This window comes from Streptomyces sp. NPDC060049 (assembly GCF_042736715.1).
Classification (GTDB): Bacteria; Actinomycetota; Actinomycetes; order Streptomycetales; family Streptomycetaceae; genus Streptomyces.
Window position 1 is genome coordinate 194,266 of the sequence record NZ_JBHWVV010000010.1, and the last position, 26,533, is coordinate 220,798.

Consider the following 26,533-nt stretch of genomic DNA (forward strand, 5'->3'; position numbering starts at 1 on the left):
CCGGCTCAGCCCCGCTTGAAGACGGCGACCGTGCGGGCCGGGACCGTGAACTCTCCCTTCGCCGTGTCGTACGCCGCCCGCCGGGCCACCGCGTCGGAGCCCGCGGCCTGGACGGGGTGCAGGGCGTAGCCCGTGCCCGCGAGGGCGGGGACGTGCTGGGCCTGGGCGGCGGGGGTGGCGTTGAAGACGACCACCAGGTCGCCCAGGGTCATCGTGATCACGCCCGGGGTCTCCGCGGTTCCCGAGAGGGGGAAGGCCAGCTTCGACTGGACCGCCTCGGACGTCGTGAGGGCGAAGGCCGGTTCCGTCGTACGGATCTTCAGCAGGTCGCGGTAGGCGGCCGAGGCTCCGGTGATCTCCGCGCAGCCGGGGGCCGCTCCCGCCGCCAACAGCGGTTGTGCGTAGGGCCACTTCGAGCGGTTGTCGGCGGCCGGCGGCAGGCCGATCCCGAAGCCGTTGCCGTCGCGGCAGTCCCAGTGGACGGCGTTGAACCAGTCGCCGCTGTCGAAGGAGTTGCGGTCCAGGGACTTGGAGCGGAGCAGGTCGGTGCCCGCCTGGGAGAGCGACGGGCCCTGGGAGAGGGCGGCGACGGACATCGCCAGGACCTGCGCCCGGGCCTGGTCCGTGGCCGAAGTGCCCGCCGGGAGCTTGTACTTCAGGGCGTCGAAGAGGGTTTCGTTGTCGTGCGCGTCGACGTAGGCCAGCGCGTCGCCCGGTGCGGCCGCGTACCCGGCAGGGGAGCCGTTGTAGTCGACCTCGGAGCCCTTGGTCTGGCGTCCGGTGGAGTCCGTGAAGGCGTAGGAGGCGAGGTTGCCGGTCAGTCCGACCTTGATCAGGTCCTGGTCGTGCAGCAGCCTGGTGCGCTGCTGCTCGGAAGTGCCGTTCGCCGGGGAGGCGTTGGGCGCCGTGAACAGGCCGGACGCGAAGCCCTGTACGCGCGGGTCCTCGTCGAAGGGGCCGCCGCCGCGTACCGCGTCGCGGGCCCGGTCGGAGAAGGTGGCGATGCCGGTGCCGGCCATGTTCCGCTGCGTGGCCTGGACGAAGCGTGCGTCGTCCGCGACCTCGCCGAAGTTCCAGCCTTCCCCGTAGAGGACTATCTTCTTCCCGTCCACGCCGTCCTTGGCGACGGTCAGCGCGTCGAGGGCGGCGCGCACCGCCAGGATGTTGGCCTTCGGGTGGTGGCCCATGAGGTCGAAGCGGAAGCCGTCGACCTTGTACTGCTTGGCCCAGGCGACCACGGAGTCCACGACGAGCCGGCCCATCATGGCGTTCTCGGGGGCGGTGTTGGCGCAGCAGGTGGACGTCGCGACGGAGCCGTCGGCCATGAGCCGCTGGTAGTAGCCGGGGACGATGCGGTCGAGGACCGACTTGTCCGACTGGCCGGACGCCACCGTGTGGTTGTAGACCACGTCCATGACCGTGCGCAGGCCCGCGCCGTTCAGGGACTGCACCATCCGGCGGAACTCCACCGTGCGGGCCGTGCCGTTCGGGTCGCTCGCGTACGAGCCCTCGGGGACCGTGTAGTGCAGCGGGTCGTAGCCCCAGTTGTACGAGTCCTTCGCGGCCGCGGCCGCCACGCAGGCCTGCTGCTCCTGCGAGTCCGGGGCGTAGACCTTCAGGTCACAGGCGGGCTCGGTGCGGTCCGCGGCCTTCTCGGGGATGGTGCCGATGTCGAAGGCGGGCAGGAGGTGCACGTAGGAGGTTCCGGAGGCGGCGAGGTCGCGCAGGTGGCGCATGCCCGCCGAGCCGGTGTCCGTGAAGGCCAGGTACTGGCCGGGGTGGGCGGCGGTGCGGTCCGCGACCGAGAAGTCGCGGATGTGCAGCTCCTGGATCTGCGCGGAGGTGAAGGGGACGGGCGCGGGCTTCTTCAGGTCGCGCCAGCCGGGCGGGGCCAGCTTCGGGTCGGCCAGGTCCACGGCCAGGCTGTGCGTGGAGTCCGTGGTCAGGGCCGTGGAGTACGGGTCGGTGACCAGGTTCCGGACGACCTGCCCGGCGGCCGGGGCCCACACGGTGACGGCGAAGCGGTAGCGCTTGCCCGTCCAGTTCCGGTCGCCGCGCACCGACCAGACGCCGGTGGCGTCGTCGCGGCGCATGGCGACGGTGCGGCCGCCGTCACCGCCCCCGTCGAGTTCGAGGGCGACCTCCCGGGCGGTGGGGGCCCAGACGGAGAGGGTGGGGCGGCCGTCCTTGAAGACGGGTCCGAGGGGGGCGTCGTTCGCGTACAGGTCGTCGAGGACGCCCGCGAGCTGGACACCGGTGGCGGCCAGGACGGCGCCACCGGCCGTACGGGCGCTCGCCACGAGCTGGCCGCGCAGGGCGTCCCGGACCCGGTCGCGGTCGCGCGGGTCGACGGTGAAGGCGGCGTAGGAGGCCAGGTGCGGGAACTCCTGCTTCTGCGCGGCGGTGAGCTCGGTCTTGGCCAGCCGGAGCCAGGCCGCGTCCTCGGTGCCGGTCAGGGTGCCGTTCTCGGCCTTGACCTTGCCGTCGCGGGAGGCCAGGAGCTGGAGGGACGCGGCGGCGGGCGGGGCGTTCCAGGCGAGGGTGTCGCGGTCGATCCAGACGGCCTGGGCCTTGGTGAGGTCCAGGGCGGCGGCCGATCCGGCGGGCTGCGGCAGGAGGTACTCGTCCTTGCCGCCCAGCATCCACACCTCGTGGCCGGCTGCCTTCAGGTCGAGGGACTGGTCGCTGGGCAGGTCCTTCTCGTCGCCCTTGTGGAGGATGTAGCTGAGGCTGGTCGCCCCGGCCGCGAGCGGGACCTCGTACACCGCGCCGTAGGAGTCGGTGCGGGTGGGGAGCAGCGGCTTGGACCACTCGGTCGGGCTCGCCGCGCCGGTCCAGACGTGCAGGCCCCAGCCGTCGTAGGCGCCGTCGGGGCGCTGGTAGTGCAGGACGGCCTTCGTGGTGTCCTGCGGCGGGTAGGCGGGGCGGTCGGTGCGGGCGGGCTCCTTGCCCTGCTCCAGCCAGATCTCGCCGGTCTTCGTCACGTCCATGGCGCGGTCGGCGGCTACGTCCTTGGTGCCGTTCTTGTCGATGACGAGGTAGTTGACGCTGCTCGCACCGGGCTTCAGCCTCACGTACGCGAAGGCGCCGTAGGCGTCGCGGCCGGTGAAGGCGTGGCCTTCGGGCCAGGGGGTCGCCTCTCCGTCGGCGAGGTCACCCCAGGCGTAGAGGCGCCAGTCGGTGTAGTCGCCGTCGGGGCGGTTGTAGTGGACGACGGCGTAGTCGCGCTGGGTGGCGGTGGGGATCCCGGTGGGCGGTGCCTGTCCGGCGGTGGAGCCGGCGAGGGCGCTCGCGGTGCGGCCCTTGGCGTCGACGACGACGGCCTTGTAGCGCAGGGCGGTGCCGGCCGGGACGGCGGTGTCGATGTGCTGGGTGACCTTGTACGGGGCGTGGTCGGCGGAGCCGAGGACCTGCCACTTGCCGTTGCCGGTCTGCGCGGCGAAGACGACCCGGTTCAGGCCGCCGCCGGTGACGTCGGCGCTGAGCTCGACGGTGCCGGTGGCGCCGGGAGCCGGTGCCTTGAGGGTGAGGGCGGGCTTCACCGAGGGCGCGGCGAGCGGGGCGGCGGCCTGGAGGACCACCGAGCCGAGCGCGGGGACGGTGACGCTGAGCTTGCCGGCGGCGGAGGCGCGCAGGAGCCCGGCGGCGGAGGCCGCTCCTGCGTACAGGGTGCGGTACTGGGCGCCGGCCGGGGCGTCGAGTTCGATGGTGCGGGGCTCGGGGCCGTTGTTGGCGGCGACCAGGTACTCGGTGCGCGTGCGGGCGTCGGTGCGGGCGAAGGCGTAGGCCGAACCGTCGGAGAAGCGCTCGCTCTGAACGCCGTCCCGCAGGGCCGGGTGGTCCTTCGTCAGCTTGGAGAGAGCACTGATCTGCTGGTAGAGCGGGTGACCCGGTTCGTAAGCATCGCTCGCGTGGGTGCGCGCCGTGCCGAGCTGGTCGTCGTCCAGGTAGTCGGCGGCCTGCGAGGCGAAGAGCGGCTGGCGAGCGTCCTTGTCGCCGCCCGCGCCGGTGAAGCCCTGCTCGTCACCGGAGTAGATCACCGGATTGCCCCGCGAGAAGAACATCAGCTCGTTCGCCAGCCGGTAGCGGCCCAGCAGCTCCTGCTCCCCCGCCCCCGGCCGGTCCTGCTTCAGGAAGGTCCCGAAGCGGCCCATGTCGTGGTTGCCGAGGAAGGAGACCTGCTCGTACGCGTTCGCCTTGTCCGTCGTGTACCGGTAGTCGTCGGCGAAGACGGAGGCCAGCCGCTGGGCTCCCGCACCCTGGGAGGCGTAGGAGCGGATCGCCTCCTGCAGCGGGAAGTCGAGCGTGGCGTCGAGGCGGCCCCGCGTCACGTACGGGGAGGTGACGGCGGTGTCGGCCGAGTACACCTCGCCGAACATGAAGAAGTCCTCGCGGCCGCGCCGGGCCGCGTACTCGTCCAGGGCGGTCGCCCACTGGGACCAGAAACCGGTGTTGACGTGCTTGACCGTGTCGATCCGGAAGCCGTCGATGTCGAAGTCCTTGACCCACTTCTCGTAGATCTTCTCCATCCCCTCCACGACCTCGGGACGCTCGGTCCACAAGTCGTCGAGACCGAAGAAGTCGCCCTGGTCGGACGATTCGCCGGCGAAGGTGGAGTCGCCCCGGTTGTGGTACATCGCCGGGTCGTTGAGCCAGGCCGGCGACTTGAGGTTCTTCTTCGCGTCCGGGACGAAGGGGGTCCGCGGGAAGGAGTCGGTGTCCACGGCCGGGAACTTCTTCCCGCCGCCGGCGGCCGCTCCCGCGTCGAACGCGGCGGCGTCGAAGGGCACGCCGTCCTTGGTCAGGTAGGGGAAGGCGCCCTTGGAGAGGTACTCGTAGGACGCCTCCCGGTAGTCGACGACGTCGGCGGTGTGGTTGGTGATGACGTCGAAGAAGACCTTCATCCCCTTCCCGTGCGCCTTGTCGATCAGCCGCTCCAGGTCGGCATTGGTCCCGAAGTGCGGGTCCACCTGGGTGAAGTCGGTGATCCAGTAGCCGTGGTAGCCGGCCGACGCGTCCTTGCCCGTCCCCTGCACCGGCTGGTTCTTGAAGATCGGCGCCATCCAGATGGCCGTGGTGCCGAGCCCCTTGATGTAGTCGAGCCGGTCGGTCAGCCCCTTCAGGTCGCCGCCCTGGTAGAAGCCCTTGTCCGTCGGGTCCAGACCGGTCTCCAGCCGGGAACCGGTCAGGCCGCCCCGGTCGTTGCGCGGATCACCGTTCGCGAACCGGTCCGGGAGCACGAAGTAGAACTGCTCCCGGGTCAGATCGTGCCGCGCGGGCTCGGCGGCCAGCTTGGCGTCCGAGGGCGGCGCCGGCGGCGCCTTGGCGGCGACCGCCGCGGCGGCGGGGAGGGCTGGCAGGAGCGTCACGGCCAGGACGGCGGCGAGCACTCCCGCGGCGGTGCGTATCAAGGGGATTCTCCTCGGGTGCGGGACGGGCAGGACGGGCGGGTCAGTTGCGCCAGGTGTCGTTCAGCGTGACCTTGCCGCTCGCGGGGACGGTCGCGGAGCGGTTGGTCCCGCTCTCCCAGGTGACGTTCCCGGCGGCGTCCTTGCGGACGTACTTGTAGGCGAAGACCGTGCCGGGCGGGAGCGGGACGTCCAGCTTCCAGACGGGGTAGGCGGCCGGGTCGAGCTTGAGGGCGCCTGCGGCGTTCCAGCTGCCGAGCTCGGCGCGGTCACCGGTGACGTAGATGTTCTGGCCGGGGACGGTCGTGGCGTTGACGGCGAAGGAGGCCCCGGCGGCGGGAACGGGCACGGGCGTACCCGTACCGGCGCAGGTGCGGGCACCGACGTGCAGGGCGACGGCCGTACCCGCGCCGAGGGTGGCGGTGAACCGCCCGGCGGAATCCACGGTGACCGCGCGGCCGCTCTGCACGTCGCAGTAGTCACCGGCCGCGAGGGAGGTCTGGAACGTCCGGGTCAGCGCCGTGCCCTCGTGGTTGATCGCCACGTACGCCTTGGAACCGCGCCCGAAGGCGATCTGGTCACCCCCGTTGTCCCACCAGCCGGTGACGGCCTGCCCGCGCGCCGCGTTGCGGAAGCCCACCATCGAGGAGATCTCGCGCCAGGAGTGCTGGCACTTCCACCCCTCGGAGTAGCAGGCGTTCACGGTCCCGCCGTTGGGCGGCCCGGCGTCGCGGTCGGTCCACTCGTAGCCGGAGTGCACGTCCGGGGAACCGTAGGGCCAGGCGAGCATGAACACGCTGGCGAGGGTGTAGGCCGAACCGTCCTTGTAGCTGAGGGTGTCGCCGCCGCGCTCGGTGTCGTGGTTGTCGACGAAGACGCCGGCCTGGCCGGAGGGCATGTGTCCCCAGGCCTCCCCGAAGTTCTTCAGGTAGGCCAGGTTCTCGCTCTGGAAGACCCGCTTGAGGTCGCGGGCGTAGCGGAACTCCTGCACGTCGCCGGTGCCGAGGTACTCGGTCGGCGCGACGGCCTCCCCCGCGCCGTGGATCGCTTCCTGCTTCCAGTAGGCGTTCGGGTTCGCCAGCCGGGACTTGATGTTGGCGAGGTCGGCGGCGGGCATGTGCTTGGCGGCGTCGATCCGGAAGCCGTCGACGCCGAGGGACAGCAGGTCGTTGAGGTAGCCCGCGATCTTGCCCCGCACGTAGTCCTCGCCGGTGTCGAGGTCGGCGAGCTGGACCAGCTCGCAGTTCTGGACGTTGGCACGGTCGGTGTAGTTGGAGATCGTCGCCCGGCAGTCGTCCATGTCGGACCCGGAGTACAGCCCCGGGTAGTTGTACTTCGTGTACGAAGTGCCCCCGGTCCCGGTGCCGTCGGAGGCGGCCATGTGGTTGATGACGGAGTCTGCGACGACCTTCACGCCGGCGGCGTGGCAGGCGTCGACCATCGCCTTGAAGGCCGCACGGTCACCGAGCCGCCCGGCTATCCGGTAGCTGACGGGCTGGTACGAGGTCCACCACTGGGACCCTTGGATGTGCTCCTGCGGGGGCGAAACCTGGACGAATCCATACCCTGCGGGCCCGAGGCTGTCGCCACAGGCCTTGCCCACGGAGTCGAACCGCCACTCGAAGAGCACGGCGGTGACGTCCTTCCCCCCGGGCGCGGCGGCCGAGGCCCGCGGTGCGGGGCCTCCGATGACGGCGAGGGCGGACACGGCGGATACGGAAAGCAGCGCGGCGGCGGCTCTGGCAGCGCGTGCGGGGGTGAACATACGGCGTTCCTCCTGGCGGAGAGGCACGGGACCGAGGGGGGGTGGGGAGACCGGTCGCGGCCGAGTTGGGGATTGGAGCGACCGTAGGTGCCACGCGGGGGTGCTGCAAGAGTTTGCGCAAGAGATTGCAGAATTGTTTCGCGCGTGGGGCGGCGGGGGTGGGGGCCGGGGACGTCGAGGCGCACCGGATCGCTACACAGTCGCTCTCGGCTCAGCGTCCGACGACCGTCTTGGGCTGGACACAAGCCGCCCACGGCCCGGAGGGCGCCCGAGGTGGTCGAGCGCCGATCCCCCGCCCGTGCGAACGCCCCTCGGTTCGTGCGGACGGTCCACTCGGTTCGTCAGGACGGTCCACTCGGTTCGTCAGGACGGTCCCCTCCGTCCTCGAGACGTCCCGTCCGTCCGCGAGGACGGTCCCCTCCGTGAGGACACTCCGGGACGCCCCCAGGGACTGCCGAAGCCACCGCCCCACCCGCAGCACAGCCCACCCGCAGCCCCCTCGGCCGCCCGCTCAGTGCCCCGGGCCCTGCCCCGTCGAGCCCCTGACCACCAGCTCCGGCTGGAAGACGTACTCCGTGCGCTGGACCGGGGTCCCCGCCACCGCTTCGAGGAGGGCTCCGACGGCCGCCGTCGCCATCGCGCGGACCGGCTGGCGGATGGTGGTCAGCGGCGGGTCCGTGAAGGCGATCAGCGGAGAGTCGTCGAAGCCGACGACCGAGACGTCCTCCGGGACGCGCAGCCCCCGTTCGCGCGCCGCCCGTATGACGCCCAGGGCCATGGGGTCGCTGCCGCACACGATGCCCGTGCAGCCGCGGTCCAGCAGGGCTCCGCCCGCCGCGTGGCCGCCCTCCACCGTGAACAGGGTGCGCTGGATCAGCCCTTCGGCCGCGGCCGCGGGAAGCGCGGCCTTGAAGCCCGCCTCCTTGCGGGCCGACGGGACGTAGCGCGTCGGTCCGATGGCGAGGCCGATCCTGCGGTGGCCCAGGTCCTCCAGGTGGCGCACGGCCATGTCCGCCGCCGCGCGGTCGTCCGGGGAGATGAACGGTGCCTGGACCTGTTCGTTGAACCCGTTGATCATGACGAAGGGGACGCCCCGGGCCGCGAGCCGCTGGTAGCGGGACGGGTCGGCGGAGGAGTCCGCGTGCAGGCCCGACAGGAACACGATGCCCGTGACCCCGCGCTCCTCCAGCTGTTCCACCAGTTCGTCCTCGGTGGCCCCGCCGGGGGTCTGCGTACAGAGCACCGGCGTGTAGCCGTGCCCCGCCAGCGCCTGCTCTATGACCTGGGCGAACGCCGGGAAGATGGGGTTGGTGAGCTCCGGGATCAGCAGGCCGACGAGGCCGTTGCTGCGCCGGCGGAGCCTCACCGGGCGTTCGTAGCCCAGCAGGTCCATGGCGGCCAGCACCCTGTGCCGGGTGCCGGCCGCCACGCCCGACTTGCCGTTGACGACGCGGCTGACCGTCGCCTCGCTGACCTCGGCCTGCGCGGCGATGTCCGCCAGCCGGAGCGGCGAAGTCACCCCCGCCACCACACCGCCGTGTCGGGTCCCAGTACGTCCGGGTCGGCGAGGTCGCCGCTCGCCAGCAGGACGGTGCCCGGCGCGGGTATGCGTACCGGCTCGTCCGTCGTGTTGACCGTGCACGTGAAGTCGCCCCGGCGGAAGGCCAGAACGCCCTCGGGTGCCTCCAGCCACTCCACGGAGTCGCCTGCGCCCAGTTCGGGGTGCTCACGGCGGATCCGCAGTGCGGCGCGGTAGAGCTCCAGGGTGGAGTGCGGGTCGCCGGTCTGCGCGGCCACGCTCAGACCCGCCCACTCGGCCGGCTGCGGCAGCCAGCTGCCCCCCGCCCCGAAACCGTACGGAGCCTCACCACCCGACCACGGGATCGGAACCCGGCAGCCGTCACGCAACCCGTCCTGACCCTCACCCCGCGCGAACGCCGGATCCTGACGGACGGAGTCCGGAAGATCGACGACCTCCGGCAGACCCAGCTCCTCACCCTGATAGACGTACGCCGACCCCGGCAGCGCCAGCATCAGCAACGCCGCCGCCCTCGCCCGCGCCAGACCCCGCGCCCCACCCCCGTACCGCGTCACATGCCGCACCACATCGTGGTTCGACAACACCCACGTCGTCGGAGCACCGACCGGGCGCATCGCGTCCAGCGAGTCGTCGATGGTGGCGCGCAGCGCCTGTGCGTCCCATCCGGTGTTCAGGTAGTGGAAGTTGAAGGCCTGGTGCAGCTCGTCGTGGCGCAGGTACATGGCCGTGCGGTCCGCGCTCGGCGTCCACGCCTCGGCGACGCCGATGCGGTCGCCCGCGTACTCGTCGAGGACGGTGCGCCAGGAGCGGTAGATCTCGTGGACGCCGTCCTGGTCGAAGAAGGGCAGCACCTGGTTGCCGAGCAGTTTGAGCTGTCCGCCGCGGCCGAGGTCGGGCAGTCCGGGGGCCTTGACGAGGCCGTGGGCCACGTCGATGCGGAAGCCGTCGACGCCGAGGTCGAGCCAGAACCGCAGGATCGAGCGGAACTCGTCCTGGACGGCGGGGTGTTCCCAGTTGAAGTCGGGCTGCTCGGGGGCGAAGAGGTGCAGGTACCACTCTCCGTCGGCGACCCGGGTCCAGGCCGGCCCACCGAAGATCGACTCCCAGTCGTTGGGCGGCTCGGTGCCGTCCTCGCCGGATCCGGCCCGGAAGTGGAAGCGTTCGCGCAGCGGGGAGCCGGGGCCCTCGCGCAGCGCCTGCTTGAACCATTCGTGCTGGTCGGAGCAGTGGTTGGGGACGAGGTCCACGATGATCCGCAGGTCCAGCGCGTGGGCTTCGCGGATCACGGCGTCGGCGTCGTGCAGGGTGCCGAACATCGGGTCGATGGCCCGGTAGTCGGCGACGTCGTAGCCGGCGTCGGCCTGCGGGGAGGCGTAGAAGGGGCTGAGCCACACGGCGTCTACGCCGAGTTCCTTCAGGTAGGGCAGCCGGCTCCGGATGCCTTCGAGGTCCCCCATGCCGTCCCCATTGGAGTCGGCGAAGCTGCGCGGATAGACCTGGTAGATCACCGCTTCTCTCCACCAGCCGGGCAGGGTGCCGGTGGAGGTGGGGAGTGCGTCGGCGAGGTGCTGGGTCATGTCGTCCTTGAAGAGGTCGGGCCGGGCGGTACGAGGGGCGGGGCGCGGGGTGGTCAGCCCTTGGTCGCGCCTGCCGTCATCCCGGCGACGAGGTGACGCTGGGCGAAGAGGAAGAAGAACGCCGCGGGGATGGCGATGAGGACGGAAGCCGCGCTCATCGCACCCCAGTTGGAGGTGTACTGCGTGACGAAGGTCTGCAGGCCTCCGGCCAGGGTGAGGTGCTCGTCCCCGACCATGAAGGCGGAGGCGTAGGCGACTTCGCCCCAGGCGGTGATGAAGGCGTAGAAGCCGGTGACGGCGAGGCCGGGCTTGGCCAGCGGGAGGATGAGGCGCCAGAAGGTGCCGAAGGGGTTGAGCCCGTCGACGCGGCCGGATTCGTCGATCTCCACCGGGATGGTGTCGAAGAAGCCCTTCATCATCCACGCGCAGAACGGCACGGCGATGGTGAGGTAGGTGATGATCAGGCCGAGCGACTGGTTCAGCAGTCCCAGCTGTCCCATGAGGTTGTAGAGGGGGACGATCAGGATGGCCATGGGGAACATCTGCGTGATGAGCAGGGTCCACATCAGCGGCTTCATTCCGGGGAACTTGAAGCGGCTCACGGCGTATCCGGTGGTGGCGGCGATGAACACCCCGAGGACGGTGGTGATGCCGGCCACCAGGACGGAGTTGCCGAACCAGGTGAGGAAGGACGTCGACTCCACCAGGTAGCGGTAGTTGTCGAAGGTCGGTTCCTTCACGAAGTCCGTGGAGATGGCGTGCTTCGCGGGCTTGATCGAGGTCAGCAGGACCCACAGCACCGGGAAGACGGCGATGACGGACGCGCCGATCAGGGTGGCGTGCAGGCCGGCGGAGGCGAGCGGGGAGCGCTGTCCGCGGGGGCGGACGGCGGTCTTGGGCGAGGTCGTCACGGTCACCACACCTCTCCCTGCTTGCGCAGCGAGCGCCGGTAGACCAGCGCGAAGATCATGAGCAGCAGGAGGATCAGTACGCCCCAGGTCGCCGAGCCGGCGAAGTCGCGCGGGCTCGTCACGAACGCCTCGCGGAAGGCCTGGGTCACCAGGATCTCGGTGGAGTCGCCCGGTCCGCCCCGGGTGAGCAGGAAGATCACCGGGAACATGTTGAAGGTCCAGATGGTGGAGAGCAGGATCACCGTCATGCTGACCGCCCGCAGGCCGGGCAGGGTGATGTGGCGGAAGCGCTGCATGGGGCCGGCCCCGTCCATCTCGGCGGCCTCGTAGAGCTCGCCGGGGATGGACTGCATTCCGCCGAGCAGGGCGACCATCATGAAGGGGACGCCGAGCCAGACGTTGACGGCGATGACCGAGAGCTTGGCCCAGGTCGGGTCGTCGAGCCACGGGACGGCGGTGATGCCGCCGCCTTCGAGGAGCTTGTTGAGGATGCCGTTGTCGCGGTTGAAGAGGAACCGCCAGGCGAAGACGGAGACGAATCCGGGGACGGCCCAGGGCAGGATGAGTGCCATCCGGTAGGCGGCGCGTCCCTTGAACTCGCGGTTGAGCATGGTGGCGAGGGCGAGGCCGAGCGCGAAGGTGATCGACACGCAGGCGACGGTCCACAGCACCGTCCACACCAGCCGCTGCAGGAACACCGGGTCGGCGAGGACGGTGGCGTAGTTGTCGAGTCCGACGAACTGGTACGTCGCCTCGATGTGGTTGGCGCCGATGGTCCGGGCGACGTTGCGCTCGGTGGCGTCGGTCAGCGACAGGTAGACGCCGCGGACGAGCGGCCAGCCGATGATCACGCCGAGGACGAGCACCACCGGGGTGACCATGGCCCATGCGTACCAGTGGGTGGCCAGCGCGCGCCTCAGGCCGGGGCGGTTCCCGCGGTCAGTCCTGCGGCTCCGGCCGCGGGCGGCGGGGTCGGCGTCAGGACCGACCTCGCTGCCCGCGGCCTTCGCCACCGACTGGCTGGTGTGAGCAGCCATGTTTCGTTACTTCCAGCCCTTGAGGATCTTGCGGAATTCGACGCCGGCCGCCTTGGCCGCGTCTTCCGGGCTCGTCGCCCCGGTGATGGCCTTGGTGTATTCGACCTTGAGCGGCTCGAAGAGGGAGCCGTTCTCGGGGATCCAGGCGCGCTCGACGGCCTTGTCGACGGCCGGCTTGAAGAACTGGACCATCTCGCTGGCCTTGACCTCGGGCTGCTCGTAAGCGGCGGTCCGGGTCGGGAGCAGGCTCAGCTCCTTGGCGGACTGGACCTGCACCTCCTGCGAGGTCATGTAGTCGACGAAGGCCTGCGCGGCGGTGATGTTCTTGGAGCCCGCGTAGACGGCGAGGTCGTGGCCGCCCTGCGGGGCGCCCGCCTTGACGGAGCCGGCCGGGACGGCGGCGATGCCGAGGTTGGCCTTGTCCTTGAACTGGTCGCCCGCGTAGCTGTCGGCCACGGCCCAGGGACCGTTGATCATCATGGCGGCCTCGCCCGACTTGAAGGCCGTCTGCATGTTGGTCCAGCCGTCGGTGGCGTTGGTGATCGCCGCGCCCGAGGTGACCAGGTCGCGGGCGGCCTTGAAGGCCTTGACGCCCGCGGCGTTGTCGACGGTGACCGTCTTGGTCTTCGCGTCGACGAGGTCGCCGCCCTCTCCGTAGATGAGCGGGAGGAACCAGTACGAGTCGTCGCCGCGCAGGTAGAGGCCGGCCTTGCCGGTCTTGGCCTTGATGGCGGCGGCGGCGGTCTTCAGCTCTTCCAGCGTCTTGGGGGGCTGGACGCCGGCGTCGGCGAGCATCTTCTTGTTGTAGAAGAGGCCCATCGTGTCGATGACCTGCGGGACGCCGTAGGTCTTGCCCTCGTACTTGCCGCTGGCCGCGGCCTGGGGCAGGAACTCGGCGTCGACCTTCTTGGCCGTGTCGGCCGGGACCTCGGCGAGGTAGCCGAGGGAGGCGAAGTCGGCCACCCAGCCCACGTCGGCGCGGATGACGTCGGGGGCCTCGGAGCCACTGCTGAAGGCGTTCTTGACCTTGTTCTGCGCGTCGCCGTACGGAACGTTGACGTACTTGACGGTGACCTTGGGGTGCTTGGCGGTGAACGCCTCGGCGATCTTCTGGAAGGACGCCTTCTCGGCGTCGTTCGAGGTGTCCCACCAGGTGACCGTGCCGGAGAGCTCTCCGCCGGCCTTGGTGTCGCCGCTGTCGTTCTTGCCGTCACCGCCGCAAGCCGTCGCCGCGAGCGCCAGAGTCGCGACCAGCGCGGTGGCCGCTATGCCACGCCGCATATGAACTCCTTCGATGATCCCGGCCGCGCCTCGCGGTCCTGAGTTGCCGAGAACGTAACAAGCCTGAAAGCCGTCCGAAAGAGCTTGCGGCAAATTTCTGCAAGAGAAGCTGATCGTTACATCCGTGTGTCCGTACGGTTGCCGCAGCTTGCTGTTAGTTCGACTCTTCTTCGACCGCCGGGGCCCGCAACCATGGGGCGCGCACTCGCGTTGACCCGATATGACCCACGAGCTGACCGCCTCCCGGCTTGCAAGCGCTTCCAGCAATGCCACCGCAAGTGACGGCTGGTGGCGCGATGCAGTCATCTACCAGGTGTACGTGCGCTCCTTCGGCGACAGCGACGGCGACGGCGTCGGAGACCTGCGCGGGGTCCGCGAGCGCCTGCCCCACCTGGCCCGGCTCGGGGTCGACGCGGTGTGGCTCACCCCCTTCTACGTCTCCCCGCAGGCGGACGGCGGCTACGACGTCGCCGACTACCGGGCCGTCGATCCGCTCTTCGGGGACCTCTCCGACGCCGACGCCCTCGTCCGCGCCGCCCACGCGCTGGGCCTGCGCGTCATCGTGGACGTGGTGCCGAACCACACCTCCGAGCAGCACCCCTGGTTCCGTGAGGCCCTGGCCGGCAGCCCCGGGGCCCGGGACCTCTACCACTTCCGCCCGGGTCGCGGCCCCGGCGGAGCCCAGCCCCCCAATGACTGGGAGTCGGTCTTCGGGGGCCCGGCCTGGACCCGGGCACCCGACGGAGAGTGGTACCTGCACCTCTTCGCCCCCGAGCAGCCCGACCTGAACTGGGAGCACCCGGAGGTGGTGGAGGAGTTCACCTCCGTCCTGCGGTTCTGGCTCGACCTCGGCGTCGACGGCTTCCGTGTCGACGTGGCCCACGGCATGGTCAAGGCCCCCGGGCTGCCCGACATCGGGCACGGCGCGCAGGCCACCCTGATCGGCACCGAGCCGCTCCCCTTCTTCGACCAGGACGGGGTCCACGAGATCCTCCGAGCCTGGCGCCGGCTCCTCGACTCCTACGAGGGCCCGCGCATCGGGGTCGCGGAGGCCTGGGCGCCCACCTCGGAGCGGCTCGCCCTGTACGTCCGCCCCGACGAGCTGCACCAGGCCTTCAATTTCCGCTTCCTGAACTGCCCGTGGGACCCGGCGGCCATGCGGAAGGTCATCGACGAGTCCCTGGCCGCCACCTCCTCGGTCGGTGCTCCGACGACGTGGGTGTTGTCGAACCACGATGTGGTGCGGCATGTGACGCGGTACGGGGGTGGGGCGCGGGGTCTGGCGCGGGCGAGGGCGGCGGCGTTGCTGATGCTGGCGCTGCCGGGGTCGGCGTACGTCTATCAGGGTGAGGAGCTGGGTCTGCCGGAGGTCGTCGATCTTCCGGACTCCGTCCGTCAGGATCCGGCGTTCGCGCGGGGTGAGGGTCAGGACGGGCTGCGTGACGGCTGCCGGGTTCCGATCCCGTGGTCGGGCGGGGAGGCTCCGTACGGTTTCGGGGCGGGGGGCAGCTGGCTTCCGCAGCCGGCCGAGTGGGCGGGTCTGAGCGTGGCCGCGCAGACCGGCGACCCGCACTCCACCCTGGAGCTCTACCGCGCCGCACTGGAACTGCGCCGCGCGCTGCCCGGCCTCGGCTCCCCCGACGCCGGGCCGCTGACGTGGCTGTCCGCGCCCGAGGGCGCGCTCCTCTTCACCCGCCCCGGCTTCGCCTGCACCCTCAACACACGGCCCACCGTGCTCGAACTCCCCTCTCCGGGACGACCCGTTCTCTCCAGCTCCCCGGTGGAGACGGACGGCCGAACCGTCCGTCTTCCCCCGGATTCGTGCACCTGGTGGGCTTTGTAGCGTGCGACCGGTACAGTCCAATCCCGTGACCGCACGGCTAGCCGACATCGCAGCCCAGGCGGGGGTCAGCGAAGCCACAGTCAGCCGCGTGCTCAACGGCAAGCCCGGTGTGGCCGCAGGCACCCGTGAATCCGTGCTGGCCGCTCTCGACGTGCTCGGCTACGAGCGCCCCGTACGACTGCGCCAGCGCAGCGCGGGCCTCGTCGGCCTCATAACCCCCGAGCTGGACAACCCCATCTTCCCGGCGCTCGCCCAGGTCATCGGCCAGGCCCTGACCCGGCAGGGGTACACGCCGGTGCTGGCCACGCAGACGCCCGGCGGGTCCACCGAGGACGAACTGACCGAGATGCTCGTCGACCGGGGGGTCTCGGGCATCATCTTCGTCTCCGGGCTCCACGCGGACACCACGGCCGACATGGGCCGCTACGACCAACTGCGCGGGCAGGGCGTTCCGTACGTCCTCATCAACGGCTTCTCAGACAAGGTGCGGGCCCCCTTCGTCTCCCCCGACGACCGGGCCGCCATGCAGCTCGCGGTGACCCACCTGACCGCGCTCGGGCACACCCGGATCGGGCTGGCGGTCGGACCGAAGCGGTTCGTTCCGGTGCTCCGCAAGATCGAGGGCTTCCGGCTCGGCATGAAGGAGCGGCTCGGACTGGGCGAGGACGAGATCGAGGAGCTCATCCAGCACTCCCTCTACACGCTGGAGGGCGGCCAGGCCGCCGCGGCGGCGCTCATCTCGAGGGGCTGCACGGCGGTGGTGTGCGCGAGCGACATGATGGCGCTCGGTGCGATCCGGGCCGCGCGGCAGCAGGGTCTCAAGGTCCCCCAGGACGTCTCGGTCGTGGGCTTCGACGACTCCCCGCTCATAGCGTTCACGGATCCGCCGCTGACCACGATCCGCCAGCCGGTGCTGGCCATGGGCCAGGCCGCGGTGCGGACCCTTCTGGAGGAGATCGGCGGCACCCCGGCGCCGCACAGCGAGTTCGTCTTCCTGCCCGAGCTGGTGGTCCGCGGTTCGACCGCGTCCGGGCCGCAGCAGGGCAGGAGTCCCGCGCGTTCTTGAAGCCTTCCACGAGCCCCTGCGGTCCTCGTGTGCCCACGGTCCCGCAACCCTCGGGGGCGCAAGGGATCGAGTCGTCCGCGAGGCGGAGGGGCTGCGGCCAAGACCGTCCCAAGGGATGATCGAAGGCGAGTACGCATCTGGCAGACTCTCTCCCTATGGGTGAAGCGAGCGTGAAGACACTGGATACCCGGACGGACGTCTCGTCACCCACCGTGACCGAGAGCCTGGACCGCCCGGAGCAGTCCGAGCGTGCCCTGCTCTCCCGGCTACGTGCACCGCGGCGGCCCCGGATCTGGTTCGAGGTCCTGCTGATCGCCGTCAGCTACTGGACGTACTCGCTGATCCGCAACGCCGTGCCCGAACAGAAGGCGGCCGCCCTCGCGAACGCCGACTGGATCTGGCGGACGGAGAAGACCCTCGGCATCGCCGTGGAAGAGTCGATCAACCACGCCGTGAATTCGGTGACGTGGCTGATCGTGGGCATGAACTACTACTACGCCACGCTCCACTTCGTCATGACCATCGGCGTCCTGGTGTGGATCTACCGTTTTCATCCGGGGCGCTACGCGGCCACGCGGCTCGTCCTCTTCGCCACCACGGGCGTGGCCCTGGTCGGCTACTACTTCTACCCGCTCGCGCCCCCGCGGCTGATGAACGGGCAGAACTTCGTGGACACCGTGCTGGTGCACCACACCTGGGGCTCCATGGCCTCGGGCAACCTCAAGCACATGTCGAACCAGTACGCGGCCATGCCCTCCATGCACATAGGGTGGTCGCTCTGGTGCGGGCTGACGATCTTCGCGGTCGCCTCCGCCCCCTGGGCCCGGATCCTGGGCCTGCTCTACCCGACGGCGACCCTCATCGTGATCGTGGCCACCGCGAACCACTTCTGGCTCGACGCCGTGGGCGGCATGCTCTGCCTGGCCTTCGGTTTCGCCGTCTCCCGCTCCTGGTACGGGTCCCTCCCGCACAGGCTGCCGCGCCGGCCCGAGGAAACGGGCCGCCACCCCGTGACGGCGGCCGTGCTGGGCATTCCGGCACTGAACCGCTTCCGTCGCTGAACCGCTTCCGTCGCTGAGCCGCGCACGTCGCTGAGCCGCTTCCGTCGCTGAACCGCCCCCGGAGCTCCCGGCGGGGCGGGGCGGAACCAACCGGCCGACAATGGTGGTGAGGGAACGCGTCTGCCGTTGCGGAAAGGCGGGACGTCGTGGTGGCGTACATAGCCGTGACCGCCCTGAGTCATGTCGGGCTGGTCCGCGATCACAATGAGGACAGCCTCGTCGTCGGGCCGTGGACCCTGTGCGGGACCACGACCCTGAGCCCCCAGACGCTGCTGTTCCCCCTCGGCAGACCCCTCCTCGTCGCGGTCGCCGACGGGCTCGGCGGGCAGCCGGCCGGCGAGGTCGCCAGCGAGCTGGTCGTCCGCGAGCTCGCCCTGCTCGGCCCCTCCCTCGACGGGACGCAGGCCGTCGAGGACGCTCTGCACTTCTGCAATCGCGCGGTGTACTCGGCCGCTGACGGCCGTCCGGAGCTGGCCGCCATGGGGACCACCGTCGCCGGCGCCCTCGTACGGACCCGGTCGCTGCTCTCGTTCAACGTCGGCGACAGCAAGGTGTTCCACGTGACCGGGGACGGGCTGCGCCAGGTCAGCGTGGACGACAGCCCGCCGCCGGCGCCGGGCCGTCGCACCACCTCGGCCGTCACGCAGACGCTCGGCGGCAGCCGGGGGCACAGCCCGATCACTCCCCACGTGGCGGACCTCGCGCTGACCACGGGCGACCGTTACCTGGTGTGCAGCGACGGGCTGACCGACCCCGTGCCCGACGACGTCATCAGCGGTCTGCTGCGGGTGTACGACGACGGCAAGGCCGCCTTCGAACTGTGGAAGGCGGCCATCGAGGCCGGAGGCCCCGACAACATCACCCTCGCGCTGGTACGCATCGGCGTGTGACCGGGCGCGGCTCGCGCCGGGCCCCACCCGCCGGCCGGAGCCGCTGTCCTCCTGCACCGGTGCGAAAACCACCTGAGATTCCTTCCGCCGCCGGGCAACCGAATGCGGCCGAGCCGTGGTCAAGGAGGCGGAGGGGGTGCCGATGCAGGCCGAGGAAGAAGCTCAGTTCCAGTCGTTCGTGGCCGCGCGCTGGACTCATCTGGTGCGCACCGCGTACCTGTTGACCGGCGATCCGCACGACGCGGAGGACGTGACCCAGACCGCGCTCGCGAAGGCGTACCGGTCGTGGCGGCGCGTGGCGCGCATGGACAGTCCCGAGGCCTACGTCCGCCGCATGCTGGTCACGTGCAACAGCGACCGGTTCCGCAAACGCCGGGTCGCGGAGCGCCTGACGGCCAGCGTGCCGGACAGGTCGGCGGGCGACAACGCCGTGGCGTGGGCCGACGAGCGCAGCGTGCTGATGGAGGCGTTGGCCCAACTGCCGCCCCGTCAGCGGGCAGTGGTGGTGATGCGGTACTGGGAGGACCTCTCCGAGGCCGAGACCGCCGACGTCCTGGGGTGCTCCCCGGGCACCGTCAAGAGCCAGGCCTCCAAGGCGCTGGTGAAACTGCGCGCCTGGCCCGGACTGGGCCGGATCGCGACGAGCAACGAGGGGGCGGTCCTGTGAACGGGCAGGCCGACGGACAGGACGAGGTGCGGGGCGAAGACTTCGAGCTCGGCCTGCGGGAATGGATGGCCCGGGGCGCGGAGGCCGTGCATCCCGCCGTCGCGCCGTATCCGGCGATCGTCCGGCAGGGCCGCGCGGAGCGGCGGCGCAGGCTGGCGGTGGCGGGGGCCGCCCTGGTCGCGCTGGCCGTGGTGCCGGCCACGGCCCTCGCCTTCACCGGCAACGGGGACGGGCCCGCGGACCGGGTGTCCGCGGCGGGCGGCGGCCCGGCGCCGAGCGTGATGCCGCCGTCCCCCGTGCCGCCCGCCGGGCCGTCCGCTCCCGGGACTCCGGGGCAGCTCGCCGACGGGATCACCCTCCAGGACGCGGCCACCGGGCTCGAGCTGTGCCTCGCCTACGACCGGGAGCACGCCGGCTCGTCGGGGTTGCGGCGCACGGACCTGGGCAAGGCCGCCGACTACCGGATCCTGCTCGCGCACCGCAGTACCGGAAACGACAACTCCCCGGGTGACGGCCGCTTCATCGTCGCCGTCAAGGACGCTCCGTCGCCGACCCGGCTCATCTGCACGGTCAAGGACGGCCGGGCGGTCGGCGTCAACACCTCCGTCGGCGGGGACTCGAACCCCGAGCACGGGTCCGTCGCCCCCGACATCAACGGCGGCAAGCTCTACCTGCAGCGGCTGAGCTCCGAGGGCCCTTGGAAGCTGCCCTACCGCTGGGGCAGCATCGGCACCGTCGACCCGGGCGTGGCCAGGGTCACCGTCGGCTACGGCGCCGCGACCGTCGAAGCCGCCGTGGACCGCGGCTGGTTCGCCGCCACCGGCGTCCTGGAGCGGACCGTCACCAAGGCCCCGCGGATCAAGGGCTACGACGCCCAGGGCAAGCAGGTCTACGACTCCGACCAGGACACGTCCTACGACGAGCTCATCCCCTAGAGCCTCTCCGAGAGGGGCGCGTAGGACCCCGCCGCCGTACAGGGGTCGGCGGCGGGGTCGTACGCGCTACGACCTGCGCGCCTGCGCGCCTTCGCGCCTTCGCGCCTTCGCGCCTGGACGGCTTCGCGCCTACGCCCCGTAGAACAGCTCGTCCACGACCGCCCGGGCGCGGCGCGTGATGCGCCGGTAGTCGTCCAGCATCTCGCCGACCCGGCCCTCCGGATAGCCGAGGTAGCGGCCGACGGCCGCCAGTTCGCGGGCGTCGGAGGGGAAGGTGTCGCCGGCCCGTCCCCGGACCAGCATCACGGCGTTGCGGACACGGGTGGCCAGTACCCAGGCCTCGTCCAGGATCTGAGCCTCCTCGGTCGGGATCAGTCCGGCGGCCTGCGCGGCGGCCAGTGCCGGGCGGGTCCGGGTCGTGCGCAGGCCCGGCTCGGCCCAGGCGTGCCGCATCTGGATCAGCTGGACGGTCCACTCGACGTCGCTGAGGCCGCCGCGGCCCAGCTTGGTGTGCAGGGTCGGGTCGGCTCCCCGGGGCAGGCGTTCGGACTCCATCCGGGCCTTCAGCCGGCGGATCTCGCGGGCGGCGTCCTCGCCGAGGCCTTCCACGGGGTAGCGCAGCGGGTCGATGAGGTCGATGAAGCGGGCGCCGAGCTCGGCGTCGCCCGCGACCGGTTCGGCCCGCAGCAGGGCCTGGGACTCCCAGGTCAGGGACCAGCGGCGGTAGTAGGCGGCGTACGAGGGGAGGGTGCGGACCAGCGGGCCGGAGCGGCCTTCGGGGCGCAGGTCGGCGTCGATGAGCAGCGGCGGGTCGGCGGTGGGCAGCTGGAGCAGCCGGCGCATCTCGACGATGACGTTCTGGGCGGCCTTCGCGGCCTCCTGTTCGCCGACACCCTCACGGGGTTCGTGGACGAACAGGACATCGGCGTCGGAGCCGTAGCCGAGCTCGTGGCCGCCGAAGCGGCCGACTCCGATGATCGCGAACCGGGTGGGCAGGGTGTCGCCCCAGTGGGCGTGGACGGCGGCGCGCAGGGCTCCGGCGATCGTGGCGGCGGTGAGGTCGGAGACGGCGTCGCCGACCCGGTCGACCAGGGCTCCGTGATCCTCCTCGGCCGGGTTGTCCTCCGTGCCGTAGGAGCCGATGATGTCGGCGGCCGTGGTGCGGAAGAGCTCGCGGCGGCGCACTCCGCGGGCTGCGGCGACGGCCGCTTCCGGGTTTCCGGCGCGGCCGACGGCGGCGAGTACCTCCTGTTCCAGGGCCTCGTGGCTGCGGGGGGCGAGGCCTTCGGCGTCCCCGAGCAGGGCGACGGCCTCGGGAGCGCGCATGAGCAGGTCGGGGGCGAGGCGGCCGGCGGACAGGACACGGGCGAGGTTCTCGGCGGCGGCGCCCTCGTCGCGCAGGAGGCGCAGGTACCACGGGGTCTTGCCGAGGGCGTCGGAGACCTTGCGGAAGTTGAGCAGGCCGGCGTCCGGGTCGGCGGAGTCGGCGAACCAGCCGAGGAGCACGGGCAGCAGGGTGCGCTGGATGGCGGCCTTGCGGGTGACGCCGGAGGCCAGGGCCTCCAGGTGGCGCAGGGCCGCGGCCGGGTCGGCGTACCCGAGGGCTTCGAGGCGCTGGCCGGCGGCGCGGGGGGAGAGCCGGGTCTCGCCGGGGGCGAGTTGGGCGACGGCGTCGAGGAGCGGCCGGTAGAAGAGCTTCTCGTGCAGGCGGCGGACGACGGAGGCGTGCCGGCGCCAGGCCTTGTTGAGCTCGGCGACCGGTTCGGTGCGCAGGCCCATGGAGCGGCCCAAGCGCCGCAGGTCGTTCTCGTCCTCGGGGACGAGGTGGGTGCGGCGCAGCCGGTAGAGCTGGATGCGGTGTTCCATCGCGCGCAGGAAGCGGTAGGCGTCGTTCAGCTGGGCGGTGTCGGCGCGCCCGACGTAGCCGCCGGCGGCGAGGGCGTGGAGCGCGTCGAGGGTGCTGGAGGAGCGCAGGGTGGCGTCGGAGCGGCCGTGGACGAGCTGGAGGAGCTGGACGGCGAACTCGACGTCGCGCAGGCCGCCGGGGCCGAGCTTGAGTTCGCGGTCGACTTGGGCGGCGGGAATGTTGTCGACGACGCGGCGGCGCATCTTCTGGACGTCGGTGACGAAGTTCTCGCGCTCGGCGGCCTGCCAGACGAGGGGGGTTATGGCCTGGACGTACTCGGCGCCGAGCGTCTCGTCCCCGGCGACGGCGCGGGCCTTGAGCAGGGCCTGGAACTCCCAGGTCTTGGCCCAGCGCTGGTAGTAGGCCAGGTGGGAGGCGAGGGTGCGGACGAGTGGACCGTTTCTTCCCTCGGGGCGGAGGTTGGCGTCGACGGGCCAGATCGTGCCTTCGACGGTGGTTTCGGAGCAGATCCGCATGAGGTGGGAAGCCAGGCGGGTGGCGGCCTGGATCGCCTTGCCCTCGTCGGCTCCGGCGGGGGCGTCCCCGACGAAGATGACGTCGACGTCGGAGACGTAGTTCAGTTCGTGGCCGCCGCACTTTCCCATCGCGATGACGGCGAGCCGGCAGGCGGCCGCGTCGTCGGGGGCGGCGGCGCTCGCGATGCGCAGGGCCGCGCGGAGGGTCGCGGTGGCGAGGTCGGCGAGCTCGGCGGCCGCTTGGGCGACGTCGGTGGTGCCGCAGACGTCGCGGGCGGCGATGGAGAGCAGGCAGCGGCGGTAGGCGACGCGCAGGGCCACGGGGTCGTGGGCGCCGGCGAGGCCGAGTTCGAACTCGGGGAGCCCCGGATGCAGGTCGGCGGCCTCGTAGGTGACCAGGGCCCGCCAGTCCTGGGGGTGGCGGGCGAGGTGGTCACCGAGGGCCTCGGAGGCGCCGAGTACGCCGAGGAGGCGGTCGCGCAGGGGTTTGGCGCTGACGAGGGTGTCGAGCAGTACGGGCAGCTCGTCGGCCGACTGCGCCTCGGCGAGGCGGACCAGCCCGAGGAGTGCGAGGTCGGGGTCGGCGGTGGCTCCGAGCGCGTCGAGGAGCACCGGATCGGTGCGTACGGCGGCCAGCGCCTCGGTGTCGAGGAGCCGGGCCGCGGCGGAGGGGTCGGTGAAGCCGCTGCGCAGCAGCCGGCTGAAGGTACTGCTCCTGCGTCCCGGGACTGTCATCCCGCCGCCTCCCGCGTACGTCGCCTGCCGGTGCCCTGGCCGGGCGGTTCGCGAACTCCTGGTGGCCTGGTCGCCTGGTGGCCCGGCCGGCTGGCCACCTGGCCGTCTGGCCGGCCGTCCTGATCGTCTGGGTCGTCCTGGAGTCCGTGATCGCCCGGGAAGAGCCTAAGCGGTCCCGGGGAAGTGGGGCACGCCTCCGCGCCGTCCGGCCGGGAGGAGCCCCCGGCGGCGGCGACCCGTGGGGAGGGGCCCGGGGCCGGCGACCCGGCCGGGCGGGCGTCGGGGGGGGGGCGGCTGGGCCCGGACGCGGGCGGGGAGCAGAGCGCGGGCTCGGGCAGGACGCCGGCGGCGGGGCGGGACCTGCGAGCTGTCGCCGCCGGCCTCCGTCCGGGCGCGGTCGCCGACGGGATCGAGCCGTTGTCAACACCCTCCGCCGGGGCGGCTTTTGGGGTGCGGCCCGGAGGGACAAGCTCCACTTGTAGTCCGAATACCGATCACATCCGCATACGAGGATCGAACAAGGCACAATCCCAACCGGTCACTTGGGGAAATCCGAAGTCATCAACGAAGCCGATGAACCAACTTGCCCGGAATCGCCTCTCACTGACTGACCGACATCGATCGACCGGCTGCTCAGTGGTTCCTCCTGCCGCACGACACCCAAGGCGTAATCCCATGCCCGTTTCCCGCCGACGCTTCCTCCTCGCGACCGTGCTCCCGATGCTCACCCTCGGGGTCACCGGCGCGCTCGCCGTAGCCTCCGGCCAGCAGACGGCCGCCGAGGCCTCGGCGGGAACGGACCCGGCGGCCGCCCGTCCGGTGAGCACCACCGCCGGATCGGTCGTCCAGATCGCCGCCCACCCCGACGACGACCTGTTCTTCATGAACCCCGACCTCAGCCGCTCCCTGCTGACCGGCACCCCGCTCACCACCCTGTACCTCACCTCCGGCGAGGCCGACGGCCGCAACGAGGGCCACGGCGGCGACATCAATGACGCCGAGCAGCCCGCCGACCACGGCCACTACTCGGAGGCCCGGCAGAACGGCATACGCTCCGCCTACGCCCAGATGGCCACCGGCGACCGCACGAGCCCGTGGCAGCGCACGGTCATACCCACCGTCGGCGGCGGACAGGCCGAACTGGACGTCCTCGTGGCGAAACCGCACGTCAATCTGGTCTGGCTGCAGATGCGCGAGGCCCGCGCCCCCATAGCGGACACGGCGGACAGCCTGCGCGGCCTGTGGAACGGCCGGATACCGGCGCTCGCCCCCCAGCTCGCCGTGGGCACCCCGGTCAAGCAGTCGCACACGTACACCAAGGACCAGGTGATAGCGGCGATAGCCGGGATCCTGGAGCGGTACAAGCCGACGACGATACGGATGCAGGACCCGACGCCGGGCCGCTACGCCGACACCGGCCGGTACACCGACCACCAGGACCACATGTACGGGGCGCGGTTCGCGCAGGCCGGCGCGGCCGCCTACGCCGCGCGCGTCCCGGCCGGACAGCGGCCCCACTTCACCGTCCAGAGCTACCTCGGGTACCACAACGGCACCCTGCCGCACACGCTGGACCCGCAGACGGCCGAGACGAAGATCGGCTTCCTCAAGACCTACGCGTGGCACGACAAGCAGAACCACTGCGCCTCCCCCTCCGGCTGCGGCGACCGCAAGGTCGCGGGCAACCCCACCGGCCACAACTGGGCCCAGTCGCTGCGCTACGCACGCGCCGACAACTCCTCCTGGCTGGCGCAGGGCACGCCCGGCCGGCTGTACGCCTTCGCCGCCCTCGACGGCCAGATGGCCGTCTGGAGCCGCGGCCCCGGCACCGGGGCCGCCGCCGCCTGGCAGGGACCGGACCTGCTGCCGGGCACCGGCATAGACCCGGGCGCGACCACCGCCCGCTTCCCCGACGGGCGCGTGGCCGTACTCGCCACCCGGACCGTCTTCGGTGAGCGCCCGCAGGACTACCACCGCGAGATCGTCTACGCCGCCCAGGCCGTGCCCGGCGGCCCGTTCGGGCCGTGGATCTCGCTCGGAACCCCCGAATCCACCGACGAGGCCGGTACCTCCGCGATCAGCGCGCCCTCTGCGGCCGCCGACCAGGACGGCCGGCTGACCGTGTACGTCCGCGATTCCCGCCGCACCCTGCTCGCCCGCGTCCAGCAGCCGTCGGGCTCCTTCGCCGCCTGGCAGCAGCTGGGCGGCACCGACCTGCAGAGCGACCCGGTCACCGCCACCGACGCCGCCGGGCGGCGCCACATCTACGTCGCCACCACCGGGTCCGTGCTGGCCTGGATCCAGCCCACCGCGGGCGCCCCCCTGGCCGGGCCCTTCCCGACCGGCCTGCCCGCCACCACCGTGCCCCTCACCGCGGCCCCGGAGGCCGCGGGCGTGCGCCTGTACTTCCGGCGCCCCGACTCGGGCGTCGTGCGCACCGCCCTGGTCACAGCGGGCGCCGGAGCCGTCAAGCCCACCGTCTCCAGCATCGCGGAGGCCGGCGGCCGGGCCGGCTACGGCGCGGTCGGCGTCGCGGGCCGCCTCCTTTCGGGCCGCGCCGACTCGGGCACCATCAGCACGACGGGCCTCGGCGGCCCGCCCGCGTGGACGGAGTCCCAGATGCTCTACGCGGGCGCCCCGGCGGGCACCCAGGAGCAGGGCGGCGCCACGACCACGGCAGTCCTGGGCCTGGACGCCGAACTCCACGTCACGACGACCCTCCCCAACCCCACCCGCCTGATCTGGCACAAGGCGGTCCCCCGCCCGTAACCGCACTAGCTGCTGGTGGTGGTGCCCGTGAGGAGCTCCAGGACGTGTGCCGGAGTCCAGTTCCCGGCCGCGCCGGGGCGCGAGGACAGGTAGTCGGCGATGTCCGGCTCTTCCCAGGGTCCCGATTCCAGCAGGCCGCCGGCCAGGTAGCGCAGGTACGCGGCGGAGGGCATGAGCGGCTCGACGTCCTCGAGGGCCCACGGGGCGGTGAACGTCAGCAGGGGGATTCCCTCGATGGTCCCCGGGCAGATCAGCGTCTCGTACCGCCCCGGCCCCAACTCGTCGCGCCCCAGGCTCAAGACCGTGGTCAGGTCCAGGTCCGTCCCCGGCGCCTCGTACATCTCCTGCGCGGCGATGTCCGACACCTGGCCCACGGTCACGAGGTGGGCGCGCGCCCGCATGCGGCCGGGCGTCGTCGGATCGTAGAAGGCCCTGCCGCCCGTCCACACGGGGGACTCGGTGGCGAAGTAGAGGTCCCCGTCGAGCTCGACGGCGATCGACCGCTCCGGCGCCCGGTGGTCCGGCAACCGGGATACGTCCGCGTCGCCCCGGGCGGCTTCCCGCCGGCGATGTAGGCGGCCAGCCGGTCCATGTGCATGTTGGAGCCGTAGGACGCGTACCAGACGCGCCCGGGCGGGCCTAAAGCTCCGGCACGCAGAGGGTCCG

General features: G+C 71.7%; 16 protein-coding genes. 7 read left to right on the forward strand and 9 right to left on the reverse strand.

Annotated elements, in window-relative coordinates; translation table 11 throughout:
• Positions 1-5: 5 nt before the first annotated feature.
• The 7 genes from pulA to ACFWBY_RS20620 all read right to left on the reverse strand — a co-directional run bounded on the left by pulA (position 6) and on the right by ACFWBY_RS20620 (position 13,519).
• Entirely contained in the window at positions 6-5,411 is a 5,406-nt protein-coding gene (pulA, locus tag ACFWBY_RS20590) for a pullulanase-type alpha-1,6-glucosidase (protein WP_385340346.1), read from the reverse strand.
• Between the two features lie 40 nt (positions 5,412-5,451).
• Positions 5,452-7,173: a carbohydrate-binding module family 20 domain-containing protein gene (locus ACFWBY_RS20595; protein ID WP_385340347.1), complete on the reverse strand. Its 1,722-nt coding sequence runs from the start codon at positions 7,171-7,173 to the stop codon at positions 5,452-5,454.
• Between the two features lie 511 nt (positions 7,174-7,684).
• Entirely contained in the window at positions 7,685-8,704 is a 1,020-nt protein-coding gene (locus ACFWBY_RS20600; RefSeq protein WP_385340349.1) for a LacI family DNA-binding transcriptional regulator, read from the reverse strand.
• Positions 8,689-10,290 (reverse strand): glycoside hydrolase family 13 protein, encoded by a 1,602-nt coding sequence (locus tag ACFWBY_RS20605; RefSeq protein ID WP_385340350.1) that lies wholly within the window; start codon positions 10,288-10,290, stop codon positions 8,689-8,691. The genes ACFWBY_RS20600 and ACFWBY_RS20605 overlap by 16 nt, the downstream gene beginning before the upstream one ends.
• A gap of 53 nt (positions 10,291-10,343) precedes the next feature.
• Positions 10,344-11,207 (reverse strand): sugar ABC transporter permease, encoded by an 864-nt coding sequence (locus ACFWBY_RS20610; protein ID WP_385340352.1) that lies wholly within the window; start codon positions 11,205-11,207, stop codon positions 10,344-10,346.
• Positions 11,204-12,238 (reverse strand): carbohydrate ABC transporter permease, encoded by a 1,035-nt coding sequence (locus ACFWBY_RS20615; protein ID WP_385340354.1) that lies wholly within the window; start codon positions 12,236-12,238, stop codon positions 11,204-11,206. Before ACFWBY_RS20615 ends, ACFWBY_RS20610 begins: the two co-directional genes overlap by 4 nt.
• Before the next feature lie 6 nt (positions 12,239-12,244).
• Positions 12,245-13,519, reverse strand: a complete 1,275-nt coding sequence (locus ACFWBY_RS20620; RefSeq protein ID WP_214952306.1) for an extracellular solute-binding protein — start codon at positions 13,517-13,519, stop codon at positions 12,245-12,247.
• 220 nt (positions 13,520-13,739) lie between these two features.
• On the opposite strand from ACFWBY_RS20620, the gene ACFWBY_RS20625 reads away from it, so the two are divergent.
• The 6 genes from ACFWBY_RS20625 (at position 13,740) to ACFWBY_RS20650 (ending at position 19,981) form a co-directional block, all read left to right on the forward strand.
• Positions 13,740-15,362 (forward strand): glycoside hydrolase family 13 protein, encoded by a 1,623-nt coding sequence (locus ACFWBY_RS20625; RefSeq protein WP_385340356.1) that lies wholly within the window; start codon positions 13,740-13,742, stop codon positions 15,360-15,362.
• A gap of 25 nt (positions 15,363-15,387) precedes the next feature.
• A complete protein-coding gene (locus ACFWBY_RS20630; protein WP_385340358.1) occupies positions 15,388-16,428 on the forward strand; it encodes a LacI family DNA-binding transcriptional regulator in 1,041 nt (346 codons plus the stop codon).
• A 155-nt stretch (positions 16,429-16,583) separates the two neighbouring features.
• Positions 16,584-17,489: a phosphatase PAP2 family protein gene (locus tag ACFWBY_RS20635; RefSeq protein ID WP_385340360.1), complete on the forward strand. Its 906-nt coding sequence runs from the start codon at positions 16,584-16,586 to the stop codon at positions 17,487-17,489.
• 149 nt (positions 17,490-17,638) lie between these two features.
• On the forward strand, positions 17,639-18,379 hold the full coding sequence (locus ACFWBY_RS20640) for a PP2C family protein-serine/threonine phosphatase (RefSeq protein WP_385340395.1): 741 nt from the start codon (positions 17,639-17,641) through the stop codon (positions 18,377-18,379).
• Positions 18,380-18,521: 142 nt separating this feature from the next.
• Positions 18,522-19,046 carry a SigE family RNA polymerase sigma factor gene (locus ACFWBY_RS20645; protein ID WP_385340397.1) on the forward strand — a complete coding sequence of 175 codons (525 nt, stop codon included), beginning with the start codon at positions 18,522-18,524 and terminating at the stop codon, positions 19,044-19,046.
• Positions 19,043-19,981: a hypothetical protein gene (locus ACFWBY_RS20650; RefSeq protein WP_385340362.1), complete on the forward strand. Its 939-nt coding sequence runs from the start codon at positions 19,043-19,045 to the stop codon at positions 19,979-19,981. The genes ACFWBY_RS20645 and ACFWBY_RS20650 overlap by 4 nt, the downstream gene beginning before the upstream one ends.
• Before the next feature lie 129 nt (positions 19,982-20,110).
• Here the strand turns inward: ACFWBY_RS20650 and ACFWBY_RS20655 are convergent, their stop codons facing one another.
• On the reverse strand, positions 20,111-23,098 hold the full coding sequence (locus ACFWBY_RS20655; RefSeq protein ID WP_385340364.1) for a bifunctional [glutamine synthetase] adenylyltransferase/[glutamine synthetase]-adenylyl-L-tyrosine phosphorylase: 2,988 nt from the start codon (positions 23,096-23,098) through the stop codon (positions 20,111-20,113).
• Between the two features lie 675 nt (positions 23,099-23,773).
• Here ACFWBY_RS20655 and ACFWBY_RS20660 point away from each other — a divergent pair.
• Positions 23,774-25,867, forward strand: a complete 2,094-nt coding sequence (locus tag ACFWBY_RS20660) for a PIG-L family deacetylase (RefSeq protein ID WP_385340366.1) — start codon at positions 23,774-23,776, stop codon at positions 25,865-25,867.
• Positions 25,868-25,872: 5 nt separating this feature from the next.
• On the opposite strand, the gene ACFWBY_RS20665 is transcribed toward ACFWBY_RS20660, so the two are convergent.
• Entirely contained in the window at positions 25,873-26,394 is a 522-nt protein-coding gene (locus ACFWBY_RS20665; protein ID WP_385340367.1) for a histone deacetylase, read from the reverse strand.
• Positions 26,395-26,533: the final 139 nt, after the last annotated feature.

Coding starts and splice junctions, on each gene's coding strand:
- ACFWBY_RS20615 (WP_385340354.1), bottom strand. CDS start 12,238: ATGGCTGCTCACACCAGCCAGTCGGTGGCGAAGGCCGCGGGCAGCGAG.
- ACFWBY_RS20635 (WP_385340360.1), top strand. CDS start 16,584: ATGGGTGAAGCGAGCGTGAAGACACTGGATACCCGGACGGACGTCTCG.
- ACFWBY_RS20625 (WP_385340356.1), top strand. CDS start 13,740: ATGACCCACGAGCTGACCGCCTCCCGGCTTGCAAGCGCTTCCAGCAAT.
- ACFWBY_RS20645 (WP_385340397.1), top strand. CDS start 18,522: ATGCAGGCCGAGGAAGAAGCTCAGTTCCAGTCGTTCGTGGCCGCGCGC.
- ACFWBY_RS20620 (WP_214952306.1), bottom strand. CDS start 13,519: ATGCGGCGTGGCATAGCGGCCACCGCGCTGGTCGCGACTCTGGCGCTC.
- ACFWBY_RS20595 (WP_385340347.1), bottom strand. CDS start 7,173: ATGTTCACCCCCGCACGCGCTGCCAGAGCCGCCGCCGCGCTGCTTTCC.
- ACFWBY_RS20660 (WP_385340366.1), top strand. CDS start 23,774: ATGCCCGTTTCCCGCCGACGCTTCCTCCTCGCGACCGTGCTCCCGATG.
- ACFWBY_RS20605 (WP_385340350.1), bottom strand. CDS start 10,290: ATGACCCAGCACCTCGCCGACGCACTCCCCACCTCCACCGGCACCCTG.
- ACFWBY_RS20655 (WP_385340364.1), bottom strand. CDS start 23,098: ATGACAGTCCCGGGACGCAGGAGCAGTACCTTCAGCCGGCTGCTGCGC.